This window comes from Nocardia sp. FBN12 (assembly GCF_050320175.1).
GTDB lineage: Bacteria > Actinomycetota > Actinomycetes > Mycobacteriales > Mycobacteriaceae > Nocardia.
Map to the genome: position 1 here is coordinate 6,142,204 of NZ_CP190048.1, position 24,277 is coordinate 6,166,480.

Genomic DNA, 24,277 nt, shown 5'->3' on the forward strand with positions numbered 1-24,277 from the left:
AGGTCAAGTGGTCATACCAGTCGCCGAGGGCTATCGTATGCTTGCGCATCCCGTCTCGAACGTTCATTATCTACTCATGTTCACCTTGAATGAACGTCAAGGAATGATGAACATCCTTGACGCGGCGATGAGCCATCTCGATGCCCGTGGAATTTCCTTCGAGACATTGGAGACCACTGAGCGGCCTGGCTCCGGTTCCGATCTGATCGCGCGCCTCGATGCGGGCTCGCGCGGTGATCGAACGTATGCCGTTGAAATCCGCGGACGAATCACCAGCTCGGTCGCTCGTGCGCTGCCGTCGACCGAGCTACCACTGCTCCTGGTAGCACCACATATTTCGCGTGAGGCGGCAGAAGTTCTGCAGCGCCGCGAAATCGACTTTGTAGACACGGTCGGCAACATGACCCTTGCCTGGCCATCGCTGTATGTGTGCGTCGTAGGCAATTCGGGACGCTCCACGGCGAGACCAGCGTCCGCACGCGCTCCACGAGCATTCAGCCCAGCAGGTGCGAAGGTGCTGTTCACGCTGCTCAGCTGGAGCGATGCGATCAACATGCCCTTGCGCTATATTGCCGAGCGCAGTGGGACGTCTCTCGGAACCGCACAGATCGTCATGAGCGAGCTGGAACGCAGTGGCTATGTGGCGTCGGTCGGTGAACGACGGCAGCTTCTAAATGGGCGCGAGCTACTTGACCGCTGGACAGAGGCATTTTCCACTGCTGTCGTGCCACGGATCAGCATGGCGGATTTCGCCGACAACTCCAATGCCTGGTGGTTGGAAGCGATGTCTGCCCTTCTTGTCGAGAGGGCGCAATTAGGAGGTGAAGCGGCGGGCTCGCAACTGGATTCCGAGCTCCGCTCGACGACAGGCATCCTCTATGTGGACGTCCTGCCCCGAGCGCTCGCCGCCGAGCGTCGGTGGCATCGTGCCGGTGACGAACCGAATGTGATTATTCGACAGCGGTTTTGGAGGCCGACTGAGCCACTTGATCCGCTGGTGCCGAGCACGTTGATCTTTGCCGACATGTGGGCATCTGGCGATTCGCGTCAACGCGCTCATGCTGAAAGGATCAGAAAAGGTGACCCTCGACTTGTCGAGATCGACAGATCTTGAGATCAACCTGGCTGCAACAGTCCTTCGAGAATTGGACGCTGTCGCAAGCCGGACCGGAGTCGACTTCCTGGTTGTCGGCGCTACTGCACGGAACATGTTGGCGCACAGCATTACCGGTGCGACTCCCGAACGAGCAACCCATGACGTGGATATCGCCGTCGGCGTTGCAGACTGGGACGAAGTGTGGCAACTCGGTTCGATGTTCGGCGCCCAAGATCGGCATTCGCATCGGATCGCCATCGGTGGCATTCCCGTCGATATCATCCCCTGTGGTGCGATCGAAGCCGCTGACCGGACTGTCGCTTGGCCGGGTGATTTCACGATGAACACGCTGGGATTCCGTGAAGCTTTCGGCTCTGCGGAGACAGTCTTGCTCCCTGGTCAACTCGTGGTCCGAATCCCTTCGATCGCCGCGCAGGTGCTTTTGAAACTGGTCGCGTGGTTCGACCGGCACTGGACCAGTACGAAGGATGCGGTCGACCTGCGGACGATGCTCGAATGGAGTGACACGGCGCAGCTCCTCGAGGAGTTGTACGAGAGCCATTTCGGCTTAGTCGAGATGTATGACTACGACACTGCGCTAGCAGGCGCCCACAGGATTGGCAACGCTATCGCGGCCCTCCTCGGTGTACCTGAACTAGCCCAGGTCAGAGCGATGGTTCAGGATCCTCCGCTGCAGGTCCGTCTTGCTCGGGACATGCGTGGAGTCTTCGATCGGTCGCACGAGCGACTCATCGCGCTGACCAGAGGGATCGGCGAGCGCGAACCGCGGTTGTCGACGGACTCCGGCACGTCGGACCGATGACTCGAGTTCATTCTAGTTCGCTGTTCATTCGGAATGAACGCATCACAGGAATAGTCACGAGGTAGAAAGACGAGGTCAGCTGGGGTCGGACCCGCGGATGGCGGAAAGCCAGGTGAAGGCCGCGGCGGCGACCGTGGTGGCGGCGACGAACGCGCCGAGTCCACCGCTCATGACATAGACCCAGAGCAGGCCGACGAGCGGAGCGCCGATCGCCGGCTGGACGTCGAGGATCAGCCTGCGGGCGATCCCGAACACGGGTGGATCGGTGGGCCGCGAGGGATTGTCGACGAGCTTGCCCGTCGGCTCGGTGGTGCGGACACGACCCGAGGGATAAAAGCGCGCATCCCCATGATGGATAGCTCGCCCGGTCAATTCCAGGTCGGTTGGAGTGAGCGCCGACAGCACCGGCTCATAGAAAACCGGCTGCCACACCATCCGATCCCCACTGCTTATCTCCAGCCACGACCGACTGACCAGCCGATACTGCTGCCGAACCCGCCTACCACGCACTGTCCCCGTCGCAACCAACCCTGACGGAAACACCCCGAACGCAAGCCCCAATTGATAAGCGGTGTAAGCGAGTACAGCGAGACCGACCACCGCGAGCGCACTCACCTGATCGAGATCCGCAAACGGCACCCACCCGGCGATGACCGCGAGGGTGCCGCTCGTGACGAGCAGCGGATAGACGAGTGCGCGCGCCGGGCCGGAACTCACTTCAGGAAGCCGACCTTGGTGTAGTCGGCCGAGGCGAGGCCGAAGGCGCCGTAGTTGGCGAGGTCTGCCCGCGCCGCGTACGTACCCGAAGCCTGTTGCAGCGGAATCGAATAGCCTTCGGCGAAGATCATCTGGTCGCATTGATTCGCCAGCTCGCGCGCCTTGTCCGGGTCGAGTTCGGCGATGGTGCGCTCGATCAGGGCGTTGAGTTCCGGTGAGCCGATCCGAGCCTTGTTGGACTGCAGGTTGTTCGGGTCATAGGCGTAGATCTGCGGCAACGCGCCCAAGGGGAGATAGCTACCGCCCCACGTGAATTGTGCGAGTTCGAAGTTGCCCGGATCGATCACATCTTTGAAAAGGCCACTGCCCGGGATGGTCTGGATGTTCAGCTTCACCCCGATCTGGGCCAGATTCTGCTGCACGATCTGCGCGGTCTGGACCCAACCGTCCTGCTGGTACATCACGTCGCGGAGTTCGAGACGGCGGCCGTCCTTCTCGCGCACGTCGCCGTTGAGCTTCCATCCGAGGTCGTCGAGCATCTTCGCCGCGGCGGTTGGGTCGAAGGAGATGGGTCCCGAATTGTCCTGGTACCCCTTTTGCCCCTGCATGAAGATGTGGTTGTTGAGGGGCTTCGGATCCTCGACGACGCCATTCTGGGCGGCGTTGACAATGCCCTGCCGGTCGATCGCCTTGGAGATCGCGATCCGCACCTGCGGATCTTCGAGCAGCGAACCCGGCGCGCCGTTGAACGTGATGTGTGACCAGCTTGGTTCCGGCGTGCGCCGCAGCTCTACGCCCGCTGCCTGCTTCGCGCCGGTGACATTTTCGATGCCCGACATGTAGGCGATGTCGAGTTCGTTGTTCTGGATCGCGGGCAGCCACGCCGAACTGTCGAGCACGCTGAAAGTGATGGTGTCGAGTTTGGGCGTCGCACCCCACCAGGCCGGATTGCGGGTCAGCGTGATTCGGTTCTGTCCACGATCGAGCGTGCCGATCTGGAACGGGCCCGCGCTCACGGCGAGCCCATTGCGATCACGGTCGTTGAACGCAGCGGCGGACTCGGTGGCGGCCTTCGGATAGAGCGGGCTGAACTGCCCCTGCCATTCGGCATAGGGCTGGGAGAAGGTGACGATCGCCTGCCGGTCGTCGACACCACGCTCGACCTTCTCCACCCGCTCGAAACCGCTGGTCGACGACATCAGATAAGCGGTGTCGCGCCCGCTCAGCGCCGCCGCCTGCGATCGCATGTCCTCCCAGGTGATCGGCGTCCCGTCGGTCCACACAGCCTTCGGATTGATCGTGTAGGTCACCTGCTGCGGGTTGTCGCCGGTGAGCTGGATATCGGTGTAATAGTCGTGGTTGATCGACAGCTCACCGGCGGCATTGCTGGTGTACGCCACCGGCAGCATCGGCTCGATCACATCGCCGGTGCTGTCAGTACCGCCGTCGACGTGCAGATAGTTGAACGATTCCGGGAACGAACTCAACACCAGCCGCAGATTGCCGCCATCGCGCAGATCCGCCACATCATGAGCGTTGATGTCATTGGTGCTGCCGATGGTCGCGGTGCCTGGTGTGACGCCGTTATCAGAGGAGCAGCCCGACAGAATCAGGCCGACTGCCACGCACGGAACTGCGAACTTGGTACCTAGCGCGCGAATTCGCACAGTGGTCCTTCCTTTCCGCGCGTGGCGGAGGTCTACTTCACGAAGCCGATCTTGGTGTAGTCGTAGGTTGCCAATCCAGGCGAGCCGATGTTGGCGAGCGTGGTGCGGGCGCCGACGCTGCCGTCGGACTGCATCAGGGGCAGGGAGTGGCCCTCCTCGAAGACCTTGCGGTCGACCTGGTTCGCGAGCTCGATGGACTTCGCGGGGTCCAGTTCGGTGAGGGTTTGTTCGATGAGGGCGTTGAGTTCGGGGGAGCCGATGCGGCCGTAGTTGCCCTGGAGGTCGTTGGGGTCGTAGTAGTAGATCTGGCGGATGCTGCTCAGGGGGAAGGGGTCGCCCTGGTAGATGTACTGGGCGGCGTCGAAGTCGCCGGGCTGGATGACGTCGGTGAAAAGGCCCGCGGCGGGCTTGGTGTCGATGTTCAGCTGGACGCCGATGGCAGCCAGGTTCTGCTGGATGATCTGGGCTACCTGGACCCAGGTGGGGTCGTTGTACATGACGTCGCGGATCACCAGCTTGCGGCCGTCCTTCTCGCGCACCGCGCCGTTGAGTTTCCAGCCGAGCGCGTCGAGTTGCGCGGCGGCGGCGGTGGGGTCGAAGCCGAGACTGTTGTCCTGGTAGCCCTTTTGGCCCTGGAGGAAGACGTGGTTGTTCAGCGGCTTCGGGTCTTCGACCAGCCCGTTCTGCAAGGCGTTCACGATGCCGACGCGGTCGATCGCCTTCGAAATCGCCACGCGCACCCCTTCTTCGGCCAGAATCGAGCCGGGCGCGCCGTTGAAGGTGATGTGGCGCCAGCGATTACCGGGAGCGCGCCGCACGACGAGACCTTCGGTGCCGCGCACGGTTTTCACGTCGTCGATGGTGGTCAGGCGAATGAGGTCGATTTCGTTGTTCTGTAGTGCCTGAACCCATGACTCGTGGCCGAGCACGCTGTATGTGATGGTGTCGAGTACTGGTTTGTCGCCCCACCATTTAGGGTTGCGGCCCAGGGTGATTCGACCCTGACCGCGGTCGGTGTCGCTGACGATGAACGGCCCGGCGGTGAGCGTGATCGCATCGGTGAGGCTGGTGTTGAAAGCCTCCGGCGTGCTGGTCACCGACTTCGGGTAGAGGGCGGAGTTGCCGGAGAACTGGCCGCGCCAGTCGGCGTAGGGCTTGCTGAAGGTGAGGACGGCCTGCTGGTCGTCGACGCCGCGCTCCACCTTGTCGACGAATTCGAAACCGTTGGTGATCGCGATCAGGTAGCTCTTGTCGCGCCCGCTCAGCGCGTGCGCTTGCGCGGCGAGGTCCTCCCAGGTGATCGGCGAACCATCCGACCAGACCGCTTTCGGGTTGATCGAATACGTCACCTGCATCGGGTCGGTGCCGGTCAGCTGGATATCGGTGAAGAAATCGGTGTTGATGCTGAGCTGGCCCGCCGCGTCGATGTCGAAGGAACGCGGCATCATCGTCCACACGATCTCGCCGATCTCACCGTTGTTGCCGTCGTTGGACAGGATGTTCCAGTTGGCGGGGTAGTCGGTGGTGGCCAGGCGCAGGTTGCCACCCTCGCGAAGCTGCTCGCGTGGGGTGGGGTTCACATCACTGGTGCTGCCGATCGCATCGCTGAGACCGCTGGCCGACTCCCCGCCGCCCCCACAACCGGCCACGATCATCCCCGCTGCCACTACCACAGCGGCACAGCGCAATCGGGCTCCGCGTGCGTGCATGCGTCGGGTTCTCATGGCACCTCCTGCTCGGCTCCTACCCGCTGACAACGGGTTCCGGTACGGCCGCGATGAGCGAACGTGTGTATTCGTGCTGAGGATCGGCGAAAATCCGCTCGGCCGGACCGGATTCGACGATCTTGCCCTGCAGCATCACCGCGATGTCGTGGGCGAGATTGCGCACCACCGACAGGTCGTGGGAGACGAACAGATAGGACAGTCCCCGCTCGGCCTGCAGATCACGCAACAGGTTGAGCACGCCGGCCTGGATCGACACGTCCAACGACGAAACGGGCTCGTCGAGGACAAGCAGCTGGGTGTCGAGGGCCAGCGCGCGGGCGATGCTGATGCGCTGCTTCTGTCCACCGGAGAAATCCGACGGGTAGCGATCGGCGTGCTCGGGCCGCAATCCGACCTGCCGCAACAACTCCGGTACGCGCCGATTGACCTCTTCGCGAGACCGGCCGTCGATGCGCAGTGGCTCGGCGAGGACGTCGAAGATCGGCAGGCGCGGGTCGAGGGAGGAGCTGGGGTCCTGGAAGACGATCTGCATCTTGCGCCGGATCTCGCGGGTGCGCGCCTTGGTGAGGGTGGCGACATCGTTGCCGAGCACCTCGATGCTGCCCGACTGCGGCCGCGCCAGGTCCATGATCTGCGACAGCGTGGTCGACTTGCCCGAACCGGATTCGCCGACCAGCGCGAGGGTGCGGCCCGCGCGCACCGAGAAGCTGATGCCGTCGACCGCGCGGACCTCGCCGGTGCGCCGCCGCAGCAGCACACCGGAGGTGAGCGGGAAGGTCTTCACCAGGTCGGTGACGCGCAGGACCACGTCGTCGTCGGTGCGGTCGGGGCGCGCCGGGGCGGGGATCTCCTCGCGGTAGGCCTCGAAGAGCTGGTGCGTGCCGACCTCGGCGGTGCGAATGCAGGCCACCGCGTGACCGGGGCTCACCTTCTCCAGCGGAGGTTCGGCGGCGGTGCAGTCGCCGATCGAGACCGGGCAGCGTGGCGCGAACGAGCAACCCGGCGGCAGGGCGTGCATGGCCGGTGGCGCACCGAGGATCGGGATCAGCGGCGTGCGCGGTGGGCCGTCCATGCGCGGAATCGAACCGAGCAGGCCGACGGTGTACGGCATCCGTGGCGCCGCGAAAAGCTCGGTGACAGGCGCTGTTTCGACAATTCTGCCCGCGTACATCACTGCGACGCGGTCGGCGACGGTCGCCGCGATCCCCATGTCGTGGGTGATCATGATGACGCCGGCGCCGGTGATATCCCTGGCTTTCCGCAGCAGGTCGAGGATCTGGGCCTGCACCGTCACGTCGAGCGCGGTGGTCGGTTCGTCGCAGATGATCAGGGCGGGATCGTTGGCGATGGCCATGGCGATCACCACGCGCTGGCGCATGCCGCCGGAGAACTCGTGCGGGAACGCCCTGGAACGGGCCATGGCATCGGTGATGCCGACGAGTTCGAGCAGCTCGATCGCCCGGTCGCCCGCGTCCTTTCGGCTCATCTTGCCGTGTGCGAGCAGGGCTTCCGCGATCTGATCACCGACCCGATACACCGGCGTCAGCGCGGAGAGCGGATCCTGGAAGACCATGCTGATCGAGGAACCACGCAGCTTCGACAGCTGTTTGTCGCCGAGTCCGAGCAGTTCGCGACCGCGCAGGCGCACCGATCCCTGCACCCGCGCCTGGTCGGGCAGCAGGCCGATCACCGCGAGCGAGGACACCGACTTGCCGGAACCGGACTCGCCGACGATGGCCAGCACCTCGCCGTCGGCGACGGTGTAGTTCACCCCGCGCACGGCCTCGACGCGGCCTTCCTCGCCGGGGAACGAAACCCGCAGGTCGGTGACTTCGAGCAGGGGCGCGGTCGACGCGGTCATCGCTTCTCGGCTTTCTTCAACTCCACCTTCGCCTGGTCCTTGTGCTCGGCGACCTCCTTGCGGGCTCTGCGCGCGCCACGGGCACCGGGGTCGAAGGCGTCGCGCAGGCCGTCGCCGACCAGGTTGGCGCACAACACGATCGTGATCAGCAGGCCACCGGCGAACAGGAACAACCACGGGTAGGTGAGCGCCGATTTGGTGCCGGCCGCGATCAGCGAACCCAGCGACACATCCGGCGGCTGCACGCCGAAACCCAGGAAGCTCAAACCGGTTTCGGCGCTGATCGCCGCGCCGACCGCGAGGGTGGTGTCGATGATCAGGATCGAGGCGATGTTCGGGATGATGTGGCTGATGATGACCGTGCGGGTAGGCGCGCCCATATACCGTGCGGCGCGGACGAATTCGCGCTCACGCAGGCTCAGCGTGAGGCCGCGGATGATGCGGGCGGCGATCATCCACCCGAACACGCTCAGCAGCACGATCAGGATCACGATCGAACCGGAACCCTTGGTGCGCGGAGCGAACAGCGCGATGATCATGAAGGCGGGGACCACGAGCAGCAGGTCGACCAGCCACATGATGGCGCGGTCGGTCCAGCCGCCGAGCAGCCCGGCCACCGCACCCGCTGTCGCGGCGATGATGCTGGAGAAGAACGCCACGCAGAAGCCGATGATCAGCGACTTCTGCAGTCCGCGCATGGTCTGGGCGAGGACGTCCTGGCCGATCTGGGTGGTGCCGAAGGGGTGCTCGGGACTCGGCGGTTTCATCAGCGCCTTGTAGTCCATCTGCTGGTAGTCCCACGGCAGCAGCGGCGGCAACGCGAAGCTGGCCACGAGCAGCAGCAACAGGATCGCCGCGCCGACCACGGCGGGCTTGTTGCGCAGGAACCGGCGCCACACCAGTTTGCGCCGCCCGGCGGCGGCCGCCTCGGGGGCGCCGACGACGATGAGTTCGGTTTCGGTCATGAGACGCGCACCCTCGGGTCGAGCAGGGCGAGCACGACATCGGAGAGCAGCCCCGACACCAGCACCACCAGTCCGGCGAACGCGGTCACCGTCACCACCACGTAGAGGTCCTGGGCATTGATCGAATCGATGAGCCATTCACCCACGCCGTGCCAGCCGAAGATCTTCTCCACGAAGGTGGCGCCGGTGATCAGCCCGCCGAGGCTGTAGGCGAACAGGGTGGCCATCGGGATCAGCGCGGTGCGCAGGCCGTGTTTGTAGAGCGCCCGATTACGGGTCAGGCCTTTGGCTCTGGCGGTTCGGATGAAATCGCTGTGCAGCACGTCGAGCATGGCGTTGCGCTGGTAGCGGCTGTATCCCGCCATGGCGCCGAGTGCCAGCGCCAAGGTGGGCAGCACCAAATGTTGTGCACGGTCGACCATTTGGTTCCAGAATCCGGTGATCTGGGTGGCCGAGGTCTCACCGGTGTAGAGGAAGATCTGCGAACCGGTCATCGTATTGATCTGCAGCGCACCGTATTTCAGCAGCGTCGCCAGCAAGAAGATCGGTGTCGAAATGATCAGCAGCGACAGCACCGTCGAGAAATAGTCACTGAACCTGTACTGCCTGATCGCGCCCGCGGCACCGATCAGCACGCCGAGCACCGTCCCGATGATCGACCCGAGAATCAGCAGCCGCAGACTCACCGCCACCCGCCTGCCCAGTTCCTCGCTCACCGGCTGCCCCGCCAGGGTGGTCCCGAAATCCCCTTGCACGACGCCGCCGAGCCAGGTGAGATAGCGCTGTGGGATCGGCTCGTCGAGATGCAACTGTTCGGCCTTGGCGTCGATCACCGACTGCGGCGGGCGCGGATTTCGCTGCTCGAGGCTCTCGAGCGGGTTGAACGTGAGCGAGGCGAGGCTGAACGTCAGAAACGATGCCAGCAGAAGGAGCACAACGTAGTTGAGTGTGCGTCGCAACAGGAAGCCGGTCATCAGTCCCCTCTGGATCGGGTAATCAGGCCCTGATCATAGGGACACTCCGGCGTCCCCGCGTGGCGACGTGCGGCAGGATAGATGGGATGACGCACCTGCACCCGAAACCGCGGCTGGTGGCCAGCGACGTCGACGGCACGCTGATCGACGACTCCGACAAGATCTCGGCCCGCACCAAGGCCGCCGTCGGGGCCCTCGTCGCCGACGGCGCCACCTTCGTGCTCGCCACCGGCCGCCCGCCGCGCTGGATCGAACCGGTCGTCAGCGAACTCGGGTACGCACCGCTCGCGATCTGCGGAAACGGCGCGGTCGTCTACGACAGCGCCACCGATCGGGTGCTGTCGAGCCACACGCTCGACGTCGAGACACTGAGCTGGTTGGCCGAGGTCGCCGAACGCGCGTTACCCGGCTGTGGGCTGGCCACCGAGCGAGTCGGCGCCAGCGCACACGACGCCGTGACCCAGCAGTTCGTCAGCTCGCCCACCTACGAACACGCCTGGCTCAACCCCGACGACACCGTCGTCTCGCACGCCGAGGTGATCGACTCGCCCGCGATCAAGATGCTTGTCCGCCTCAGCTCGGCCCGCAGCTCCGACATGCGCGCCGCCCTTGCCCCGCTCATCGGCGACCGCGCCGAGATCACCTACTCCACCGAGAGCGGCTTGATCGAATTGGCGGTCCCCCAGGTGACAAAGGCATCCGGCCTGGCCGAGGTGGCCCGCCGTATCGGCGTCGAGAACTCGTCGATCGTGGCCTTCGGCGACATGCCCAACGATGTGCCGATGCTGGCGATGGCCGGGCACGGCGTCGCGATGGGCAATGCGCACCCCGAGGCTCGGGCGGCGGCCGACGAGGTGACGGGCAGCAATATCGACGACGGAGTGGCGATGGTCCTCGAGCGCTGGTGGCGTTAGTCCTCGCCAGAATTAAAACGGCCGGTGCCCCTCGCTCGGAGGGTGCACCGGCCGTTCTTCGCCGTGACCGGGGGTCAGCCGATCGGGGCGGGTTCGGTGCCCGGCGGGTCAGCCGGGATCTGTTCGACGGGAGCCTGTTCGATCGGTGCGGGTTCGGCGGGCGTTGCCTGCGGATCAGCGGGTGCACGCGGTTCGGCAGGGGCCGGAACCGCGAGTCCGAGGGTCGGTGCCTGGTCCGGCTTCGGCTGACCGTTCATTTCCTGCTTGTAGGTCTCGTCGTAGGTCTTCCAGAACGTCGTGACGATGCCCGTGAGCTCGTTGAGCACCAGCGAACCGTGCTGGAAATCAGTGCGAAGACCATTCGGCACCGAGTAGGAACTGCCGGTCGGCAAGCCGAGCACACCCGAGTCGGCGCCAAGGCTCAGGTACCGGTCGAGAATCGCGCCGACCACCTCGAACACCTCACCGCCCTCGCCCGAGTAGACGAATCCATTGGCGAACTTCGCGTACTGCCGCCCCTGCGCACCCGAGATCAGGTCCGACTGCGGCGCGCCGAGCGGACCGTCGACGCCACCCTTGGCCACCCAGTACTTGGCGATCGCGTTGTCACCGGAAAGGCCGAGGAACTTGTCGACCATCGCGCCCAGCTCGGCCATATTGCCCTGCGGGGCACGGGCCTGCTGACTCGGCGGACGATTCACCGTCGGCGGTGAGGTATAGGTGCCGGAATTGCCCGCCGCGATCCCGCGGATGCGGTCCATCAGCGCGTAGGCGGCGTCGCCGGGGCAGTCGGTGTTGCCGACGTCGCGGTGCGCGAACACCACCGGCAGGTCGACCGCCTCGTCCTGTGCGTACGGGGTGAACTCGGTGCCCTCGGAGTACATCGTGGTCTCGCCCTGGGGATCGAGCCCGGCGAGCTTGGCCCGCCAGCCGATGAACTTGCCGATCGCGTTGATCGCCTCGTTGCTCGGCTCCTCGGTCTCGTAGTTGCCCATCAGCGCCACACCAGCGGTGTTCTCGTTGAAACCGCCCGCGTGCGCGCCCTGGACCGCGCGATCGAGGCCACCGTAGCGGCCCTCGAAAATCTGGCCGTACTGGTCGACCATCGCGTTGTAGCCGACGTCGCACCAGCCGAGCGTCTCGGCGTGATAGGCGTAGATCGCGCGGACGATGCCCGCCGATTCGGAGCGGCTGTAGTCGTTGCGACCGGCCGTGTGGTGCACGGTGATGCCGCCGACGCCGTCGTCGTAGGTGGGTTCCTCGCAACGGATCGACTCGTCGGCACCCCACTGCGCGCGGGTGATGACCTTGGGTCCGCCGCCGGGTAGTGCCGCGGCGACGTCGTTGAGCGCGGCATCGATCGCGGCGCGGCCCGGATTGATCAACACAGCCTTGAGCGCGGCCTCGGTGAGGTGTGCCGGGTCGTGGTCGGGGCCCGCGGCGGGCTTGCGGGTGACCAGCATCTGCACCGCGGTGGTCTCGCCGACGTAGATCGGCTCGGTGCCGGTGGGTGCGTCGGCCGGGGTCTGATCGGTGGCCCTGGTGTCGATCGGATCGGCGTCGTACCAGGGACCCCAGTTGCCGTCCTGCTGGCGGGCCCGGAGCTTGGTGGTGGTGTTCGCCAGATCGCGCGCGGTGACGGCGACCATGCTGAACGGGGTTTCCTGGGTGAGTTCCTTGACCTGCGCGCCCACCTGGTCGATGACGTCGGCGCCGACCGCGCCCGGGGAGAGGGCGGGCGTGTCGGGCGTGGTGCCGGGTTCGAGGTTCTCCGGGTCAGCGATGAATTTCGCACCGGCAGAACTACTTCGGGAGACCGGAGCACCGGCAGGTGCGGCCGCTGCGGGCGGCGGGGCGGCCGGTGCTGGTGCGGCTGATGTCGGCGCGGCCGGAGCTGGAGCTGGGGCCACCTGAGCGGGAGAAGGAGCGGCGGGAGCCGCTGGCGCCTGCTCTCCTGGGGCAGGTGCGCCCTGGGCCGGAGCTGCGTGCGCTGGGGCAGGTGCTCCCGGGGCGGGAGCTGCTTGAGCTGGGGCGGGTGCACCCGGGGCGGGAGTTGCTTGAGCTGGGGCCGGAGCGGGGGCCGGAGCTGCCTGCGCGGGGGCCGGAGCGGCCGGAGCAGTGGTTTGCGCTCGGGGCACGGCGGGGGGCGCGGTCGGGACCGCTGTGCTCGGGACCGGGGGACGCGCCGGTGGTGCGGCGGCTCCGGGGGCGGGAGTCGCGGCGCCCGGCGTCGCCTGCTGAGTCGGTGTCGGCTGCGGTTTCGTCGGCAGTTGCGGCAGCGGGATCTCGGTGGGCAGCGCCACGCCCGGCGGAACCGGCAGTCCAGGGGGGACCGGGATCGAGCTCGGCAGCTGCAGCATGCGCAGATCCGAGAGATGCAGGTCGGGCAGATCGAGGCCGGTCAGCTCACGCAGCGGGACCGTGATGTCGGGAACCCCGTTCAGCGCCACTTCGGCCATCTGCGCAGGCACGGCCGCGACCTGGGAATCGTTCGCGCTGCGGTAATCGGTCGAGTCGCTGAGGGCGAACGCACCGACCGGTGCGGCGACAACGAGGGTCGTGACCACCGGGAGCACGTAGGAACGTTTCGGCTTTCGGTATCGCACGTGCGACTCCTATCAGGGTCGAGCTCGTGTTTTCCGCGCATGTGATGCTTGCTTCCTCTAACCTCACGCATCACACTAGTTAACATACGTCACACATCTCAACCTCAACTCGAGGCTTAAGTGATTGCTCGAATGTAGCCCTCGGATCCCGCTCGGCGACGACGACATGCCGACGCGAGCTCCGCCGGTCGAACCGCGAAACCGTGGGAGCGCAGTATGAGAGCGGACACCTTGATCAACCGCAGTACCCGCCGCGGTACCCGTCGCCGAGCCGTGCCGATCATCCGGACAGCGCCGCTGCCGGTGCTGGTCAGCGGCACTGTGCTGGCGTTGACCGGGGCGATCGGGCTGTGGCAGATCCTGCCGGGCCAGATCACCCCCACCGTCGGCGCGGGACACGGTCGCGGCATGAGCCAGGTAGGCGCCTTCGACAACGCGCGAGCGGGCTGGTCGGCCGAGGAGATTCTCGGGCACTACTACCCGGGAGCTGAACTCGGGCAAATCGGGCCGACAACGATCGGTGTCCGCCTGCAGGCGCAGGACGACGCCACTCTCGACACCTTCGCCGCCGCCGGTGCTCAGGTCGCCGGTCGCACGATCGGCCCCGGCGACGCGGCCCACCTCACGCCCCTGCCCGACGGTGGCGCGAATGTGGTGGTGACCGCGGGCTGTGACGGCGAAGTGCTGTGGCAGGCCGCGACCGACGATCCCTTCGTCTACCCGGTCGGCGCGGGCGCGGGCAGGCCGGCCGACGAACACCTGACCCTCTGTGGTGGCACCGCCTATCGCGGCGCGCTCGGTGTGGCACTCGAGGGCGAGTCCTATCGCACCGTCAACGAGGTGGATCTCGACGACTATCTCGCCGGCGTGCTCCCCGCGGAAATGCAGGCCAACTGGGCCGACCAGGGTGCCTTCGAAGCGCTACGCGCCCAAGCGATCGCGGCCCGCTCCTACGCGCTGGCCGAGAACAGATACGCCTACGCGCAGACCTGCGACACCACCGACTGCCAGGCCTATCCCGGCACGGTGAAAGAGGATTCACGCTCCACGGAAGCCGTCGCCGCCACCACCGGCACCGTGCTGCTGCGCGACGGGCAGATCCTGCGCTCGGAGTACTCGGCGGCTCCGGATGGTGGTCGGCCCGCCGACATCCAGACCTTCGAGGTCGGACCGGCACCGAGCGAACTCGTCGAAACCGCGCCTGCCCCAGTGGTTCCCGCCATTCCAGCAGAGCCGGATCTGACCATCGAGGCGCTCGCGGGTGAGTCGGTGATCGACACCGAATACCGGCGCATCGGCGGACCGAACAGTTCCGTGGGTGAGCCGATCGGTCCGGAAATGCTGCTGCCGCAACGGGCGGGTACGTATCGGATGTACACCAACGGTGTGATCGTGGCGACCAAGACACTCGGCGCGCAGGTCGTCGACTTCTCCACGCTGCTCCAGCTCGTTCCGGACGCGGGCGATCAGTTGCCCTCGTCCGCCTCCGGCCGTCCCAAACTGAAGGCGCCAGAAGGTGATGTGCCCCAGGTCGTTTCGCCGGGTGATCCACAGGGTCTGCAGATTCCCTCTGATGCCGAGATCAGGGGCGAACCCGTCCATGGCCCGGCGAACCCCGCCGCGACGCCGGGGGCGCACGCCGAGTACGGCCCGGCGAACCCCGCCGCGACGACGCCGGGGGCGCACGCCGAGTACGGGCCGGTGCCCCCCGGTGCGGCACCTGGCGTGTACGACGGCGAGTGACTGGCGAAATCGCCCACAACGCCTCCGGAACGGATCCTTCAGTCGAGCTTCGTGTCATCCAGGCCGATGGCCAGCGTACGCAGCAGGTCGGCGAGCTGCTCGCGGTCCGTGGCGCCGAGCGAGGCGAGCAGGCGCTGCTCGTTGTCCACGTGCAGCGGGAGCAGCCGGTCGACCAGTTCGCGGCCCTCGGCGGTGAGCTGGACGAAGACCGAGCGGCGATCGTCGGCGGAGGGAACGCGCCGGACCAGGTTCTTCGCGGCCAGCCGGTCGATCCGGTTGGTGATGGCGCCCGAGGTGACCATGGCCGCGCGGTTGAGCGCGCCTGCGGTGAGGCCGGTCTCGCCGCCGGAGCGACGCAGCGTGGCGAGCACGTCGAACTCCCAGAATTCCAGGCCGTGACCAGCGAAGAAGCGTTTCAGGTCCTGTTCGAGGACGCGCGCGAGGCGGGTGATCCGGCCGACGATCGCCATCGGTGACACGTCGACATCCGGGCGCTCGATGTTCCAGTGCTCGGTGATCAGGTCGACGGCATCGCGCATCGCATTTCCCTCTCGGTTAAAAGTCTTAATGTTCATCTACTTGACGCGAAGATACCGCATCCGGTAGATATTTCAATGTTGAGATTATCAATCAGGAGTGAACATGACGACCGCAACCCGCCCGGCCGGCTACGCGGGCACCCTCGCGCTCACCGCACTCACCCCGATCGTGTGGGGTTCCACCTACGCCGTCACCACCGAGTTCCTGCCGCCCGACCGGCCGCTGTTCACCGCGCTCATGCGCGCGCTCCCCGCTGGATTGCTGCTGCTCGCGTTCACCAGGGTGCTGCCGCACGGGCAGTGGCTGGGTCGAGCCGCGGTGCTCGGCGTGCTCAATATCGGTGCGTTCTTCCCGCTCCTGTTCCTTGCCGCGTATCGGTTGCCGGGAGGTGTCGCCGGGGTGCTCGGCGCGGTCGCGCCGATGTTCGCGCTCGGATTCGCCGCCGTGCTGCTGGCCGAGACGCCGACGAGGCGAAAGGTGATCGCGGGCGTCGTCGGCGTCGTCGGGGTCTCGCTGGTCGTGCTCCGTGGCACCGTCGAACTCGACCTGATCGGGGTGATCGCCGGGCTCGCCGGTGCGGCGTCGATGGGGGTGGGAACGGTGCTCACGAAGAAATGGGGACGCCCCGAGGGTGTCGGCCCGCTGGCGATGACCGGTTGGCAGCTCACCGCGGGCGGGCTGTTCATCGCACCGCTCGCCCTGGTGATCGAAGGCGCGCCGCCCGCGCTCGACGGCGAAGCCATCGGCGGCTACCTGTACCTCGGCATCATCGGCACCGCGCTGGCCTACTGGCTGTGGGTTCGCGGGATCTCGCGTGTACCGGCGACTTCGGTGTCCTTCCTCGGCCTGCTGAGTCCGGTGTCGGCCGCGGTGATCGGCTGGATCGCGCTGGGCCAGGCGCTCACCGCGCTGCAGATCGTCGGCCTCGGCGTCGCGCTCGCAGGCACCGTGCTCGGCCAGATCCCGGCGCGGGCGCAGGCCGCGCCGGTGAACGGTCCGATCTCCGCCGCTCCGGCACGACTTACCGTGCACGCTTGACCTTGACGTAGCGTCAACTTGCAGAGTGGAGATACCGACGAGAAGGGGAGCAGGTCATGGTGGGTGAATGGTCCATCCAGGACCTCGCGAAGGCCGCGGGAACCACCAGTCGTACGTTGCGCCACTACGGCCAGCTCGGGCTGTTGGAGCCGAGCCGGATCGGCGCCAACGGCTACCGCTACTACGACCAGACCTCTCTTGTTCGACTGCAGCGAATTCTGCTGCTGCGCGAACTCGGCCTCGGACTCCCCGTGATCGCCGAGGTCCTCGCCGGTGAACAGGACACCGCCGGTGCGCTGCGCACCCACCTGGAACTGCTTCGACAGCTTCAGGATCGGGTGGCACGGCAGATCGAATCGGTGTCGACCACATTGCGCAAGACGGAAAGAGGTGAACCGCTCATGGCCGCAGAGGTTTTCGACGGTTTCGACCACACCCAGTACAAGGACGAAGTCACCGAGCGCTGGGGCAAGGACGCGTACGAGAGTGGTGATCGCTGGTGGCGATCGCTGTCCGACGACGAGAAGAAGGGCTTCCAGCAGACCCAGCTCGACATCGCCACCGACTTCGGAAAGGCGTTCACCGCAGGGCTTCCCGTGGAAGGCGATGTTGTCCAGGCGATCGTCGCCCGGCACCGCGCCTGGCTCGGTGTCGGCACGCAGGGCAAGCCAGTGTCGAACGAATACTTGCTCGGACTCGGCGAGATGTACGTCGCCGACCCGCGCTTCCGGAAGAACTACGACGTGCACGGCGAAGGCGTCGCCGAGTACATCCTCGAAGCCTTCCGGGCTTACGCCGCGGCTCATCCCGCCTGAACGGTTGGTGTGCGCGCGGCCGGGTGATGAGGTTGTCGGCGGTGTGGCCATCGAGTCACCGCTGGTTCGATTCCGGGAAGAACGCCCAGGTCGCACCGTCGAACACCCCGCATCCGCCGGTTCCGCCGTATAACTGACGGCGACGTCGACAAGTAGCGGGGACAGTGGTGGAACAGGTGCGGCCGGAGCGGCCTTCGCGCGCGCTGATCGCGGGCTGGCTCGGGGTGCTGGTCGGCGCGGCGGGGGTCTTCGTCGGCACGGCGACCGCTGTATTGCGGGCGGCCGGACGCGAGATCGACCTCGATTACGTGGGTGCGGGGATCGTCGGCGGGCTGGGGGTGATGTATCTGCTCGGGGCGGTGCTGCTCTTGCGGCGGCGGATGCTCGGCAGGCGGGTGCTGATCACCATGACGTCGGTGATGGCGGTGGCGACTTTGCTGGTCATCGTGCTGAACGGGGCAAGTCACGGATGGCGGTTCGGGCCACTGGATGCGTGGTTGGTGCTCAACGCCGTGATCCTCGCGCTCAGTTTGAGTGAGCCGACACGGCGCTGGACCCTTACGCGGTAGGTCACCGTCGGCTCGACGCGCAGGTGCTCGAACTCGGTACGCCGCGGTCGATGACGCTACGGTCGGGGGATGGTCGTGCTGGAGACGAAGTCGAAGAGCGGTGAGGTGGCGGCGATCGTCGCGGTGTGCCTCGCGGGGATCGCCGCGCTGGCGAACCTGGTGGGGGCCGTGGTTCTCGTGCGGTCGTTTCTGCGCGATCCGGGTAAGCTGGACGACTCGCTGACGCTGTTCACCACACTCGGCGCGCTGGTGTCGGTGTTCGCGTTCGCTTACGGTGGCGTGCTTTTGGCGCGCCGGGACGAGACCGGGCGATGGGTGATCGCGGTCGCCGCGGCCGCACAGCTCGTGCTCGGGATAGTCGGCTTGCTCGCCACGCTCGTGAACTACGACTCCGGGTACGGGATCCACTGGTTCGCCGACGAACCCGTTGTTCGTTCGATTCTGATCGGCCTCGGTGGGGTACCCGGTGCCGTGACGGCGATCGTGAATCACAGTTGGGCAGCGGCACTTTCGGGCGCGGTACTCGGTGGGCTCGTGTTGGTGCCCACCGCGCTGCCGTGGACCTCGGCCTACACGCTCGCTCGCCCGGACGACGTTGTCGGACCGACCGTATAGTTTCAGCAGGTCAGCATCGTCGCGTAGACGAGGCCGGACACGAGATAGCGGCTACAGACTCAGCTCGCCACGAGGGGGAACACACATGGGGTATCCGTACGGCCCACAGCAGGGGCAAGACCCGTACGCGGGGCAGGGGTACGCGCAGCCCGGCTACGGAGCCGATCCCTACGCCCAGCCGTACGGCGCGCCTCAATACGGCTACGGCGCACCGGCTTACGGTGCCGCACCGTACCCGGGCTACGGTCAGCCCCGACCCGGCGGCGGAACCGCCATCACCGCCGCGCTGGCCGCACTGCTGCTGTCGTTGATCTCCCTCGGCGGTCTCGGCCTCGGCTTGGCGTTTCTGCTGGGCACCGACGCCACGAGTGCGAGTGACGAAGCGGGCCGCGAGGAAGTACTGATCGCTCTCGCGATCGGCTCGGCACCGGCCCTGCTGTTGCTGCTCGGCTCCATCATGTTGTTCCGGCGCAAGGCCGCGGGCCGGGTGCTCCTCATCCTCCTCACTACGATCAGCCTGATCGGCCTCGGCCTGTCGGCGGCAGCGGCGATCGTGGAGAACCGCGCGGAAACCGGCTTCGAGACCACTCCGGCGACACTTGTCGGTCTGGCCATGGTCGGCGCGATCCCCCTCCTGATCCTCGTCATGGCAGCCGCGCCATCGACCGGCCGCTGGATTCGCGCCGGCCGCCCGGGCGCCCATCAGCCGTACCCGCAGTACTGAGATGAGTCATCCACACGGGCCTCGCCCGAATGGCGCGATGGAAGGGGTACCGAGCGCTCGCCTCGGGATATAGCGCTGAACTTGCCTACCGCTAGGGCGGGTCGCAATCGGCCCAGGTCGCGGGCTGGTTGGTGACTCCACCGGGACAATTTGCGGTCTTCCGATACGCTGGGCACCCGTGACCGCCGCATCGCCTGAGGGTAACTCCGTCAACGCAGATTCCAATGCACCGGCAAACCAGTACGACCTGATCGTGGTCGGCTCCGGTTTCTTCGGGCTGACCGTCGCCGAGCGGGCGGCGAACGTGCTGGGCAAGCGGGTGCTGGTGCTCGACCGCCGCTATCACCTGGGTGGCAACGCCTACTCGGAGCCCGAACCGGAGACCGGTATCGAGATCCACAAGTACGGCGCGCACCTGTTCCACACGTCGAACAAGAAGGTCTGGGACTACGTCACCCAGTTCACCGAGTTCACCGGGTACCAGCACCGGGTGTTCGGCCTGCACAAGGGCCAGGCGTACCCGCTGCCGATGGGTCTCGGCATGATCTCGCAGTTCTTCGGCCGCTACTTCACGCCGGAAGAGGCCCGCCAGCTCATCGCCGAGCAGGCCGCGGAGGTCGAATCGGCCGACGCGCAGAACCTCGAGGAGAAGGCGATCTCGCTGATCGGCCGCCCGCTCTACGAGGCGTTCATCCGCGACTACACCGCAAAGCAGTGGCAGACCGACCCGAAGGAACTGCCCGCGGGCAACATCACTCGCCTGCCCGTGCGCTACACCTTCGACAACCGCTACTTCAACGACACCTACGAAGGCCTTCCCAAGCAGGGCTACACGAAGTGGCTGGAGAATATGGCCGCGTCCGACCTCATCGAGGTGCGGGTGAACACCGACTGGTTCGACGTGCGCGACGAGATCGTCGCCGCCAACCCGGACGCCCCGGTCGTCTACACCGGCCCGCTGGACCACTACTTCGACTACGCCGAAGGCGAATTGGGCTGGCGCACCATCGATTTCGAGACCGAGGTGCTCGAACAGGGTGACTACCAGGGCACCAGCGTCATGAACTACAACGACGCCGACGTCCCCTTCACCCGCATCATCGAGCCGCGCCACTTCCACCCCGAGCGCGACTACCCGACCGACAAGACGGTCATCATGCGCGAGTTCTCCCGCGCCGCGAAGACCGGCGACGAGCCGTATTACCCGATCAACACCCCCGACGACCGCGCCAAGCTGCTGGCCTATCGCGAGCGGGCGAAGAAGGAAACCGCCGAGAAGAAGGTCCTGTTCGGCGGTCGTCTCGGCACCTACCAGTACCTGGACATGCACATGGCGATCGGTTCGGCACTGACCATGTTCGAGAACGTGCTGCGTCCGCATCTGGAATCCGGTGCGCCGCTGGTGGATGAGGCATGACCAAAGCCATGCTCGAAGACGTGACCACCGAAACTCGCGCCATCTCGCTGCTGCAGCGGGTCATCCTGCCGCGGCCGGGTGAGCCCCTCGACGTGCGGACCCTCTACCTGGAGGAGTCCACCACCAACGCCCGTCGCGCGCACGCCACCAGCCGCACCGCGCTGTCGATCGGCGCGGAGTCGGAGGTGTCGTTCTGCACCTACTTCAACGCGCTGCCCGCCAGCTACTGGCGTCGGTGGAGCGTGCTGAAGTCGGTGGTGCTTCGCCTGGAACTGGCCGGGCACGGTCGCGCCGACGTCTACCGGTCCAAGGCCGACGGTTCGCGAATTCACGTGCAGGGCAAGGAATTCGCCGTCGAACAGGGCGCGGAATCGGTGGTCGTGGAGTTCGAGACCGATCTGGGCCCGTTCGAGGACGGTGGCTGGATCTGGTTCGACATCACCACCGACACCGCCGTCACGCTGCTGGCAGGCGGTTGGTACGCACCGCAGCAGGCGTCCGGCACGGGCTCGATCGCGGTCGGCATGCCGACGTTCAACCGGCCCACCGACCTGGTCAAGACGCTCGGCGCGCTGGGCTCGGATCCGTTGGTGCTCGACAACATCGCCGCCGTGATCGTCGCGGACCAGGGCAACCGCAAGGTCGTCGACGAGCCCGGTTTCACCGAAGCCGCCGCGACCCTCGGCGATCGGCTCACGATCTGCGATCAGCCCAACCTCGGTGGTTCCGGCGGATACAGCCGGGTCATGTACGAGGCGCTGAAGACCGACGCCGAGTACATCGTCTACATGGACGACGACATCGAGATCGAGCCCGACTCGATCCTGCGCGCCCTCGCGTTCTCCCGGTTCGCGAAGTCGCCGCTGCTGGTCGGCGGGCAGATGCTGAACCTGCAGGAGCGTTCGCACCTGCACAGCATGGGCGAGGTGGTCGACCGCTCGATCTTCATGTGGTCCTCGGCGCCGAATGTCGAATACGACCACGACTTCTCGAAGTACCCGCTCAAGGATCGCGACAACTCCAAGCTGCTGCACCGGCGCATCGACGTCGATTTCAACGGCTGGTGGACCTGCGTGATCCCGCGTCAGGTCGCCGAGCAGATCGGGCAGCCGCTGCCGCTGTTCCTCAAGTGGGACGACGTCGAGTACGGCCTGCGCGCCCGCGATGCCGGCTACCCGACCGTCACACTGCCGGGTGCGGCCGTCTGGCACATGGCCTGGTCCGACAAGGACGACGCCATCGACTGGCAGGCGTACTTCCACCTCCGCAACCGCCTGGTGGTCGCCTCCCTGCACCTGCCCGGCGACGGCAAGCCGATGATCGTCAACACGATCAAGGCCACGCTGAAACACCTGCTCTGCCTTGAATACTCGACGGTCGCCATCCAGAACGAGGCGATCCGCGACTTCCTGGCAGGTCCGGAAGGCCTGTTCGACCTGCTCCCCACCGCACTTGGCAAGATCCACGGCATGCGCAAGGAGTTCCCGGACGCGGTCGTCGTGCCCTCGTCCACCGAACTGCCGCTGGCCAACCGCCACGGCGTCGGCGCGGTCGGCGAACCAGCCAACCCGATCGCGAAGGTGGCCCGCCTGGCCAAGGGTGTGGTGCACAACTTCCGCAAGGCCGACCCGGCCGCCTACGAGACGCCGCAGCTCAACGTGCCGACCCTCGACGCGCGCTGGTACTTGCTCTCGCAGGTCGACGGTGTCACCGTTACCACCGCCGACGGCCGCGGCGTCGTCTACCGCAAGCGCGACCCGCGCCAGGCCCGCGACCTGCTCAAGGAAGCGATGCGCCTGCGCAAGGAACTCACCGCCCGCTTCCCGGAGCTGCAGCAGCGCTACCGGGCCGCGCACGCCGAGCTCACCAGCACGGCGGCGTGGGAGAAGACCTTCGGCCTGAACGGAACAGAGAAGTGACCAACACCGAAGTGCCCGAAGTGGAAATGGCCGAGGAAGGCTGCTGCGGCGGCTGCGATTGCAGCGGCGACTACGTAGAGGTCCCGGTCGAGGTCGCCATCCTCAACGCCGTGCAGGGCACCATCGGCACCAACCCGGCCGTCGTCTCCGCCGCGCGCGGCATGTCGCACTTCGGCGAGCACGCGCTCGGCTGGGTCGGCATCGCCGCCGCGGGCTGGCTGGTCGACAAGCCGCGCCGCCGTCAGTGGGCCGGTGTCGCGGTCGGTGCCGTCGGTGCGCACGCCGCGTCGATCGTGATCAAGCGGATCGTCCGGCGCCCGCGCCCCAACGATCCGTCGGTGCAGGTCAACGTGTCGACACCGAGCAAGTTGAGCTTCCCGTCCTCGCACGCCACCTCCACCACGGCGGCGGCGGTGTTGCTCGGACGCCTCACCGGGCTACCCTTGCCAGCGGTGATCGTCCCACCGATGCTCCTTTCCCGGGTTGTCCTCGGTGTGCATTACCCTTCTGACGTGATCGCCGGTTCCGCTTTGGGGGCCGCGTCGGCTGCTGCCGTGCTAGCCGCTGAGAAGAGACTCCGACAGTGACCGCAACTGAAAGAACTTTGGCCCAGATGAGCGAAGAACCGTCCGCCGCCGTCCTCGACGAGGGTGCTGTGAAGGGCCCGCCGAAGACGCTGCTCGGTGGCGTCATCAAGGCCATGCGCCCACGTCAGTGGGTCAAGAACGTCCTCGTGCTCGCCGCACCGCTCGCGGTCGGACCGGAAGCGGTCGGTGACGCGGGCGTTCTCGTGAACGTCGCGATCGCCTTCATCGTGTTCTGCATGGCGGCCTCCGGCATCTACCTGGTCAACGACTCACTCGATGTCGACGCCGACCGGGCCCATCCGACCAAGCGCTTCCGGCCGATCGCGGCGGGCGTCGTTCCTGTCAACCTGGCTTACGCGCTGGCAGCCGTGCTGCTGGTCGGCTCGATCTCCGCGTCGTTCCTCGCGTCCTGGCATCTGGCCGTGGTGATGGCGATCTACATCGGCATCCAGCTCGCCTACTGCCTCGGCCTCAAGCACCAGGCCGTGCTCGATATCTGCATCGTGTCCTCCGGCTTCCTGCTGCGCGCCGTCGCGGGTGGCGCGGCGGCCGACATCGCGCTGTCGCAGTGGTTCCTGCTGGTCATGGCGTTCGGTTCGCTGTTCATGGCGGCGGGCAAGCGCTACGCGGAACTGGCGATCGCGCTGGAGACCGGCGCGAAGATCCGCAAGTCCCTCGAGTACTACACGCCGACCTACCTGCGCTTCATCTGGACCCTCGCGGCCACCGCCGTCGTGATCTTCTACGGCCTGTGGGCGTTCGAGCAGGCCGAGCTACGCGACACCCAGTGGTACTCGATCTCGATGGTCCCGCTTACCATCGCAATCCTGCGTTACGCGGTCGACGTCGATGGTGGCGCGGCCGGTGAACCCGAAGAGATCGCGTTGGGGGACCGCATCCTGCAGTTCCTCGCTATTGCCTGGATCGGAGCGGTAGGTGTCGCTGTCTATCTCACCTGAC

21 protein-coding genes are annotated in these 24,277 nt (G+C 66.4%); 13 read left to right on the plus strand and 8 right to left on the minus strand.

Annotated features, from left to right (window positions below; all coding sequences use genetic code 11):
* Window positions 1-7: 7 nt before the first annotated feature.
* Both ACQHI0_RS28995 and ACQHI0_RS29000 read left to right on the plus strand, forming a co-directional pair.
* Window positions 8-1,114: a type IV toxin-antitoxin system AbiEi family antitoxin gene (locus tag ACQHI0_RS28995; protein WP_427904930.1), complete on the plus strand. Its 1,107-nt coding sequence runs from the start codon at window positions 8-10 to the stop codon at window positions 1,112-1,114.
* Entirely contained in the window at window positions 1,080-1,919 is an 840-nt protein-coding gene (locus ACQHI0_RS29000) for a hypothetical protein (protein ID WP_427904931.1), read from the plus strand. The genes ACQHI0_RS28995 and ACQHI0_RS29000 overlap by 35 nt, the downstream gene beginning before the upstream one ends.
* A 75-nt stretch (window positions 1,920-1,994) precedes the next feature.
* On the opposite strand, the gene ACQHI0_RS29005 is transcribed toward ACQHI0_RS29000, so the two are convergent.
* The 6 genes from ACQHI0_RS29005 to ACQHI0_RS29030 are packed head-to-tail and all read right to left on the minus strand — an operon-like array spanning window position 1,995 to window position 9,830.
* The gene (locus tag ACQHI0_RS29005; protein WP_427904932.1) at window positions 1,995-2,636 is read right to left on the minus strand and encodes a hypothetical protein; all 642 of its coding nucleotides are present in this window, start codon (window positions 2,634-2,636) and stop codon (window positions 1,995-1,997) included.
* Window positions 2,633-4,303 carry an ABC transporter family substrate-binding protein gene (locus ACQHI0_RS29010; protein ID WP_427904933.1) on the minus strand — a complete coding sequence of 557 codons (1,671 nt, stop codon included), beginning with the start codon at window positions 4,301-4,303 and terminating at the stop codon, window positions 2,633-2,635. Before ACQHI0_RS29010 ends, ACQHI0_RS29005 begins: the two co-directional genes overlap by 4 nt.
* A gap of 32 nt (window positions 4,304-4,335) precedes the next feature.
* Window positions 4,336-6,012 (minus strand): ABC transporter family substrate-binding protein, encoded by a 1,677-nt coding sequence (locus tag ACQHI0_RS29015; protein WP_427909340.1) that lies wholly within the window; start codon window positions 6,010-6,012, stop codon window positions 4,336-4,338.
* A gap of 34 nt (window positions 6,013-6,046) precedes the next feature.
* The gene (locus tag ACQHI0_RS29020; RefSeq protein WP_427904934.1) at window positions 6,047-7,891 is read right to left on the minus strand and encodes a dipeptide ABC transporter ATP-binding protein; all 1,845 of its coding nucleotides are present in this window, start codon (window positions 7,889-7,891) and stop codon (window positions 6,047-6,049) included.
* A complete protein-coding gene (locus ACQHI0_RS29025) occupies window positions 7,888-8,856 on the minus strand; it encodes an ABC transporter permease (protein WP_427904935.1) in 969 nt (322 codons plus the stop codon). Before ACQHI0_RS29025 ends, ACQHI0_RS29020 begins: the two co-directional genes overlap by 4 nt.
* Window positions 8,853-9,830, minus strand: a complete 978-nt coding sequence (locus ACQHI0_RS29030; RefSeq protein WP_427904936.1) for an ABC transporter permease — start codon at window positions 9,828-9,830, stop codon at window positions 8,853-8,855. Before ACQHI0_RS29030 ends, ACQHI0_RS29025 begins: the two co-directional genes overlap by 4 nt.
* Window positions 9,831-9,916: 86 nt before the next feature.
* Between ACQHI0_RS29030 and ACQHI0_RS29035 the strand changes: the two genes are divergently transcribed.
* The gene (locus ACQHI0_RS29035) at window positions 9,917-10,744 is read left to right on the plus strand and encodes an HAD family hydrolase (RefSeq protein ID WP_427904937.1); all 828 of its coding nucleotides are present in this window, start codon (window positions 9,917-9,919) and stop codon (window positions 10,742-10,744) included.
* A 74-nt stretch (window positions 10,745-10,818) separates the two neighbouring features.
* On the opposite strand, the gene ACQHI0_RS29040 is transcribed toward ACQHI0_RS29035, so the two are convergent.
* A complete protein-coding gene (locus ACQHI0_RS29040) occupies window positions 10,819-13,350 on the minus strand; it encodes an N-acetylmuramoyl-L-alanine amidase (RefSeq protein ID WP_427904938.1) in 2,532 nt (843 codons plus the stop codon).
* 216 nt (window positions 13,351-13,566) lie between these two features.
* Here ACQHI0_RS29040 and ACQHI0_RS29045 point away from each other — a divergent pair, with 216 nt between their 5' ends.
* Complete coding sequence (locus ACQHI0_RS29045; RefSeq protein ID WP_427904939.1) at window positions 13,567-15,093, plus strand: SpoIID/LytB domain-containing protein; 1,527 nt, start codon at window positions 13,567-13,569, stop codon at window positions 15,091-15,093.
* Between the two features lie 38 nt (window positions 15,094-15,131).
* Here the strand turns inward: ACQHI0_RS29045 and ACQHI0_RS29050 are convergent, their stop codons facing one another.
* On the minus strand, window positions 15,132-15,632 hold the full coding sequence (locus tag ACQHI0_RS29050; protein WP_427904940.1) for a MarR family winged helix-turn-helix transcriptional regulator: 501 nt from the start codon (window positions 15,630-15,632) through the stop codon (window positions 15,132-15,134).
* Window positions 15,633-15,735: 103 nt separating this feature from the next.
* Between ACQHI0_RS29050 and ACQHI0_RS29055 the strand changes: the two genes are divergently transcribed.
* The 9 genes from ACQHI0_RS29055 (at window position 15,736) to ACQHI0_RS29095 (ending at window position 24,276) form a co-directional block, all read left to right on the plus strand.
* Complete coding sequence (locus tag ACQHI0_RS29055) at window positions 15,736-16,671, plus strand: EamA family transporter (RefSeq protein ID WP_427904941.1); 936 nt, start codon at window positions 15,736-15,738, stop codon at window positions 16,669-16,671.
* A gap of 56 nt (window positions 16,672-16,727) precedes the next feature.
* Complete coding sequence (locus tag ACQHI0_RS29060) at window positions 16,728-17,486, plus strand: MerR family transcriptional regulator (RefSeq protein ID WP_427904942.1); 759 nt, start codon at window positions 16,728-16,730, stop codon at window positions 17,484-17,486.
* A 164-nt stretch (window positions 17,487-17,650) separates the two neighbouring features.
* On the plus strand, window positions 17,651-18,055 hold the full coding sequence (locus ACQHI0_RS29065; protein ID WP_427904943.1) for a hypothetical protein: 405 nt from the start codon (window positions 17,651-17,653) through the stop codon (window positions 18,053-18,055).
* Between the two features lie 69 nt (window positions 18,056-18,124).
* Window positions 18,125-18,670 (plus strand): hypothetical protein, encoded by a 546-nt coding sequence (locus ACQHI0_RS29070; RefSeq protein ID WP_427904944.1) that lies wholly within the window; start codon window positions 18,125-18,127, stop codon window positions 18,668-18,670.
* An 85-nt stretch (window positions 18,671-18,755) separates the two neighbouring features.
* Window positions 18,756-19,394 (plus strand): hypothetical protein, encoded by a 639-nt coding sequence (locus tag ACQHI0_RS29075; protein WP_427904945.1) that lies wholly within the window; start codon window positions 18,756-18,758, stop codon window positions 19,392-19,394.
* Between the two features lie 178 nt (window positions 19,395-19,572).
* Window positions 19,573-20,811, plus strand: coding sequence for a UDP-galactopyranose mutase (gene glf, locus ACQHI0_RS29080; protein ID WP_427904946.1), 1,239 nt, complete (start codon window positions 19,573-19,575; stop codon window positions 20,809-20,811).
* Window positions 20,808-22,730 (plus strand): glycosyltransferase, encoded by a 1,923-nt coding sequence (locus ACQHI0_RS29085; RefSeq protein WP_427904947.1) that lies wholly within the window; start codon window positions 20,808-20,810, stop codon window positions 22,728-22,730. The genes glf and ACQHI0_RS29085 overlap by 4 nt, the downstream gene beginning before the upstream one ends.
* 26 nt (window positions 22,731-22,756) lie before the next feature.
* Window positions 22,757-23,317, plus strand: coding sequence for a phosphatase PAP2 family protein (locus ACQHI0_RS29090; protein WP_427909341.1), 561 nt, complete (start codon window positions 22,757-22,759; stop codon window positions 23,315-23,317).
* Between the two features lie 26 nt (window positions 23,318-23,343).
* The gene (locus ACQHI0_RS29095) at window positions 23,344-24,276 is read left to right on the plus strand and encodes a decaprenyl-phosphate phosphoribosyltransferase (RefSeq protein WP_427904948.1); all 933 of its coding nucleotides are present in this window, start codon (window positions 23,344-23,346) and stop codon (window positions 24,274-24,276) included.
* Window position 24,277: the final 1 nt, after the last annotated feature.

What these genes read in the sequence shown, in the direction of transcription:
- ACQHI0_RS29015 (WP_427909340.1), bottom strand. Translation starts at nt 6,012, where the DNA reads ATGCACGCACGCGGAGCCCGATTGCGCTGTGCCGCTGTGGTAGTGGCA.
- ACQHI0_RS29020 (WP_427904934.1), bottom strand. Translation starts at nt 7,891, where the DNA reads ATGACCGCGTCGACCGCGCCCCTGCTCGAAGTCACCGACCTGCGGGTT.
- ACQHI0_RS29025 (WP_427904935.1), bottom strand. Translation starts at nt 8,856, where the DNA reads ATGACCGAAACCGAACTCATCGTCGTCGGCGCCCCCGAGGCGGCCGCC.
- ACQHI0_RS29030 (WP_427904936.1), bottom strand. Translation starts at nt 9,830, where the DNA reads ATGACCGGCTTCCTGTTGCGACGCACACTCAACTACGTTGTGCTCCTT.
- ACQHI0_RS29035 (WP_427904937.1), top strand. Translation starts at nt 9,917, where the DNA reads ATGACGCACCTGCACCCGAAACCGCGGCTGGTGGCCAGCGACGTCGAC.
- ACQHI0_RS29045 (WP_427904939.1), top strand. Translation starts at nt 13,567, where the DNA reads ATGAGAGCGGACACCTTGATCAACCGCAGTACCCGCCGCGGTACCCGT.
- ACQHI0_RS29050 (WP_427904940.1), bottom strand. Translation starts at nt 15,632, where the DNA reads ATGCGCGATGCCGTCGACCTGATCACCGAGCACTGGAACATCGAGCGC.
- ACQHI0_RS29055 (WP_427904941.1), top strand. Translation starts at nt 15,736, where the DNA reads ATGACGACCGCAACCCGCCCGGCCGGCTACGCGGGCACCCTCGCGCTC.
- ACQHI0_RS29060 (WP_427904942.1), top strand. Translation starts at nt 16,728, where the DNA reads ATGGTGGGTGAATGGTCCATCCAGGACCTCGCGAAGGCCGCGGGAACC.
- ACQHI0_RS29070 (WP_427904944.1), top strand. Translation starts at nt 18,125, where the DNA reads ATGGTCGTGCTGGAGACGAAGTCGAAGAGCGGTGAGGTGGCGGCGATC.
- ACQHI0_RS29075 (WP_427904945.1), top strand. Translation starts at nt 18,756, where the DNA reads ATGGGGTATCCGTACGGCCCACAGCAGGGGCAAGACCCGTACGCGGGG.
- ACQHI0_RS29085 (WP_427904947.1), top strand. Translation starts at nt 20,808, where the DNA reads ATGACCAAAGCCATGCTCGAAGACGTGACCACCGAAACTCGCGCCATC.
- ACQHI0_RS29090 (WP_427909341.1), top strand. Translation starts at nt 22,757, where the DNA reads ATGGCCGAGGAAGGCTGCTGCGGCGGCTGCGATTGCAGCGGCGACTAC.
- ACQHI0_RS29095 (WP_427904948.1), top strand. Translation starts at nt 23,344, where the DNA reads ATGAGCGAAGAACCGTCCGCCGCCGTCCTCGACGAGGGTGCTGTGAAG.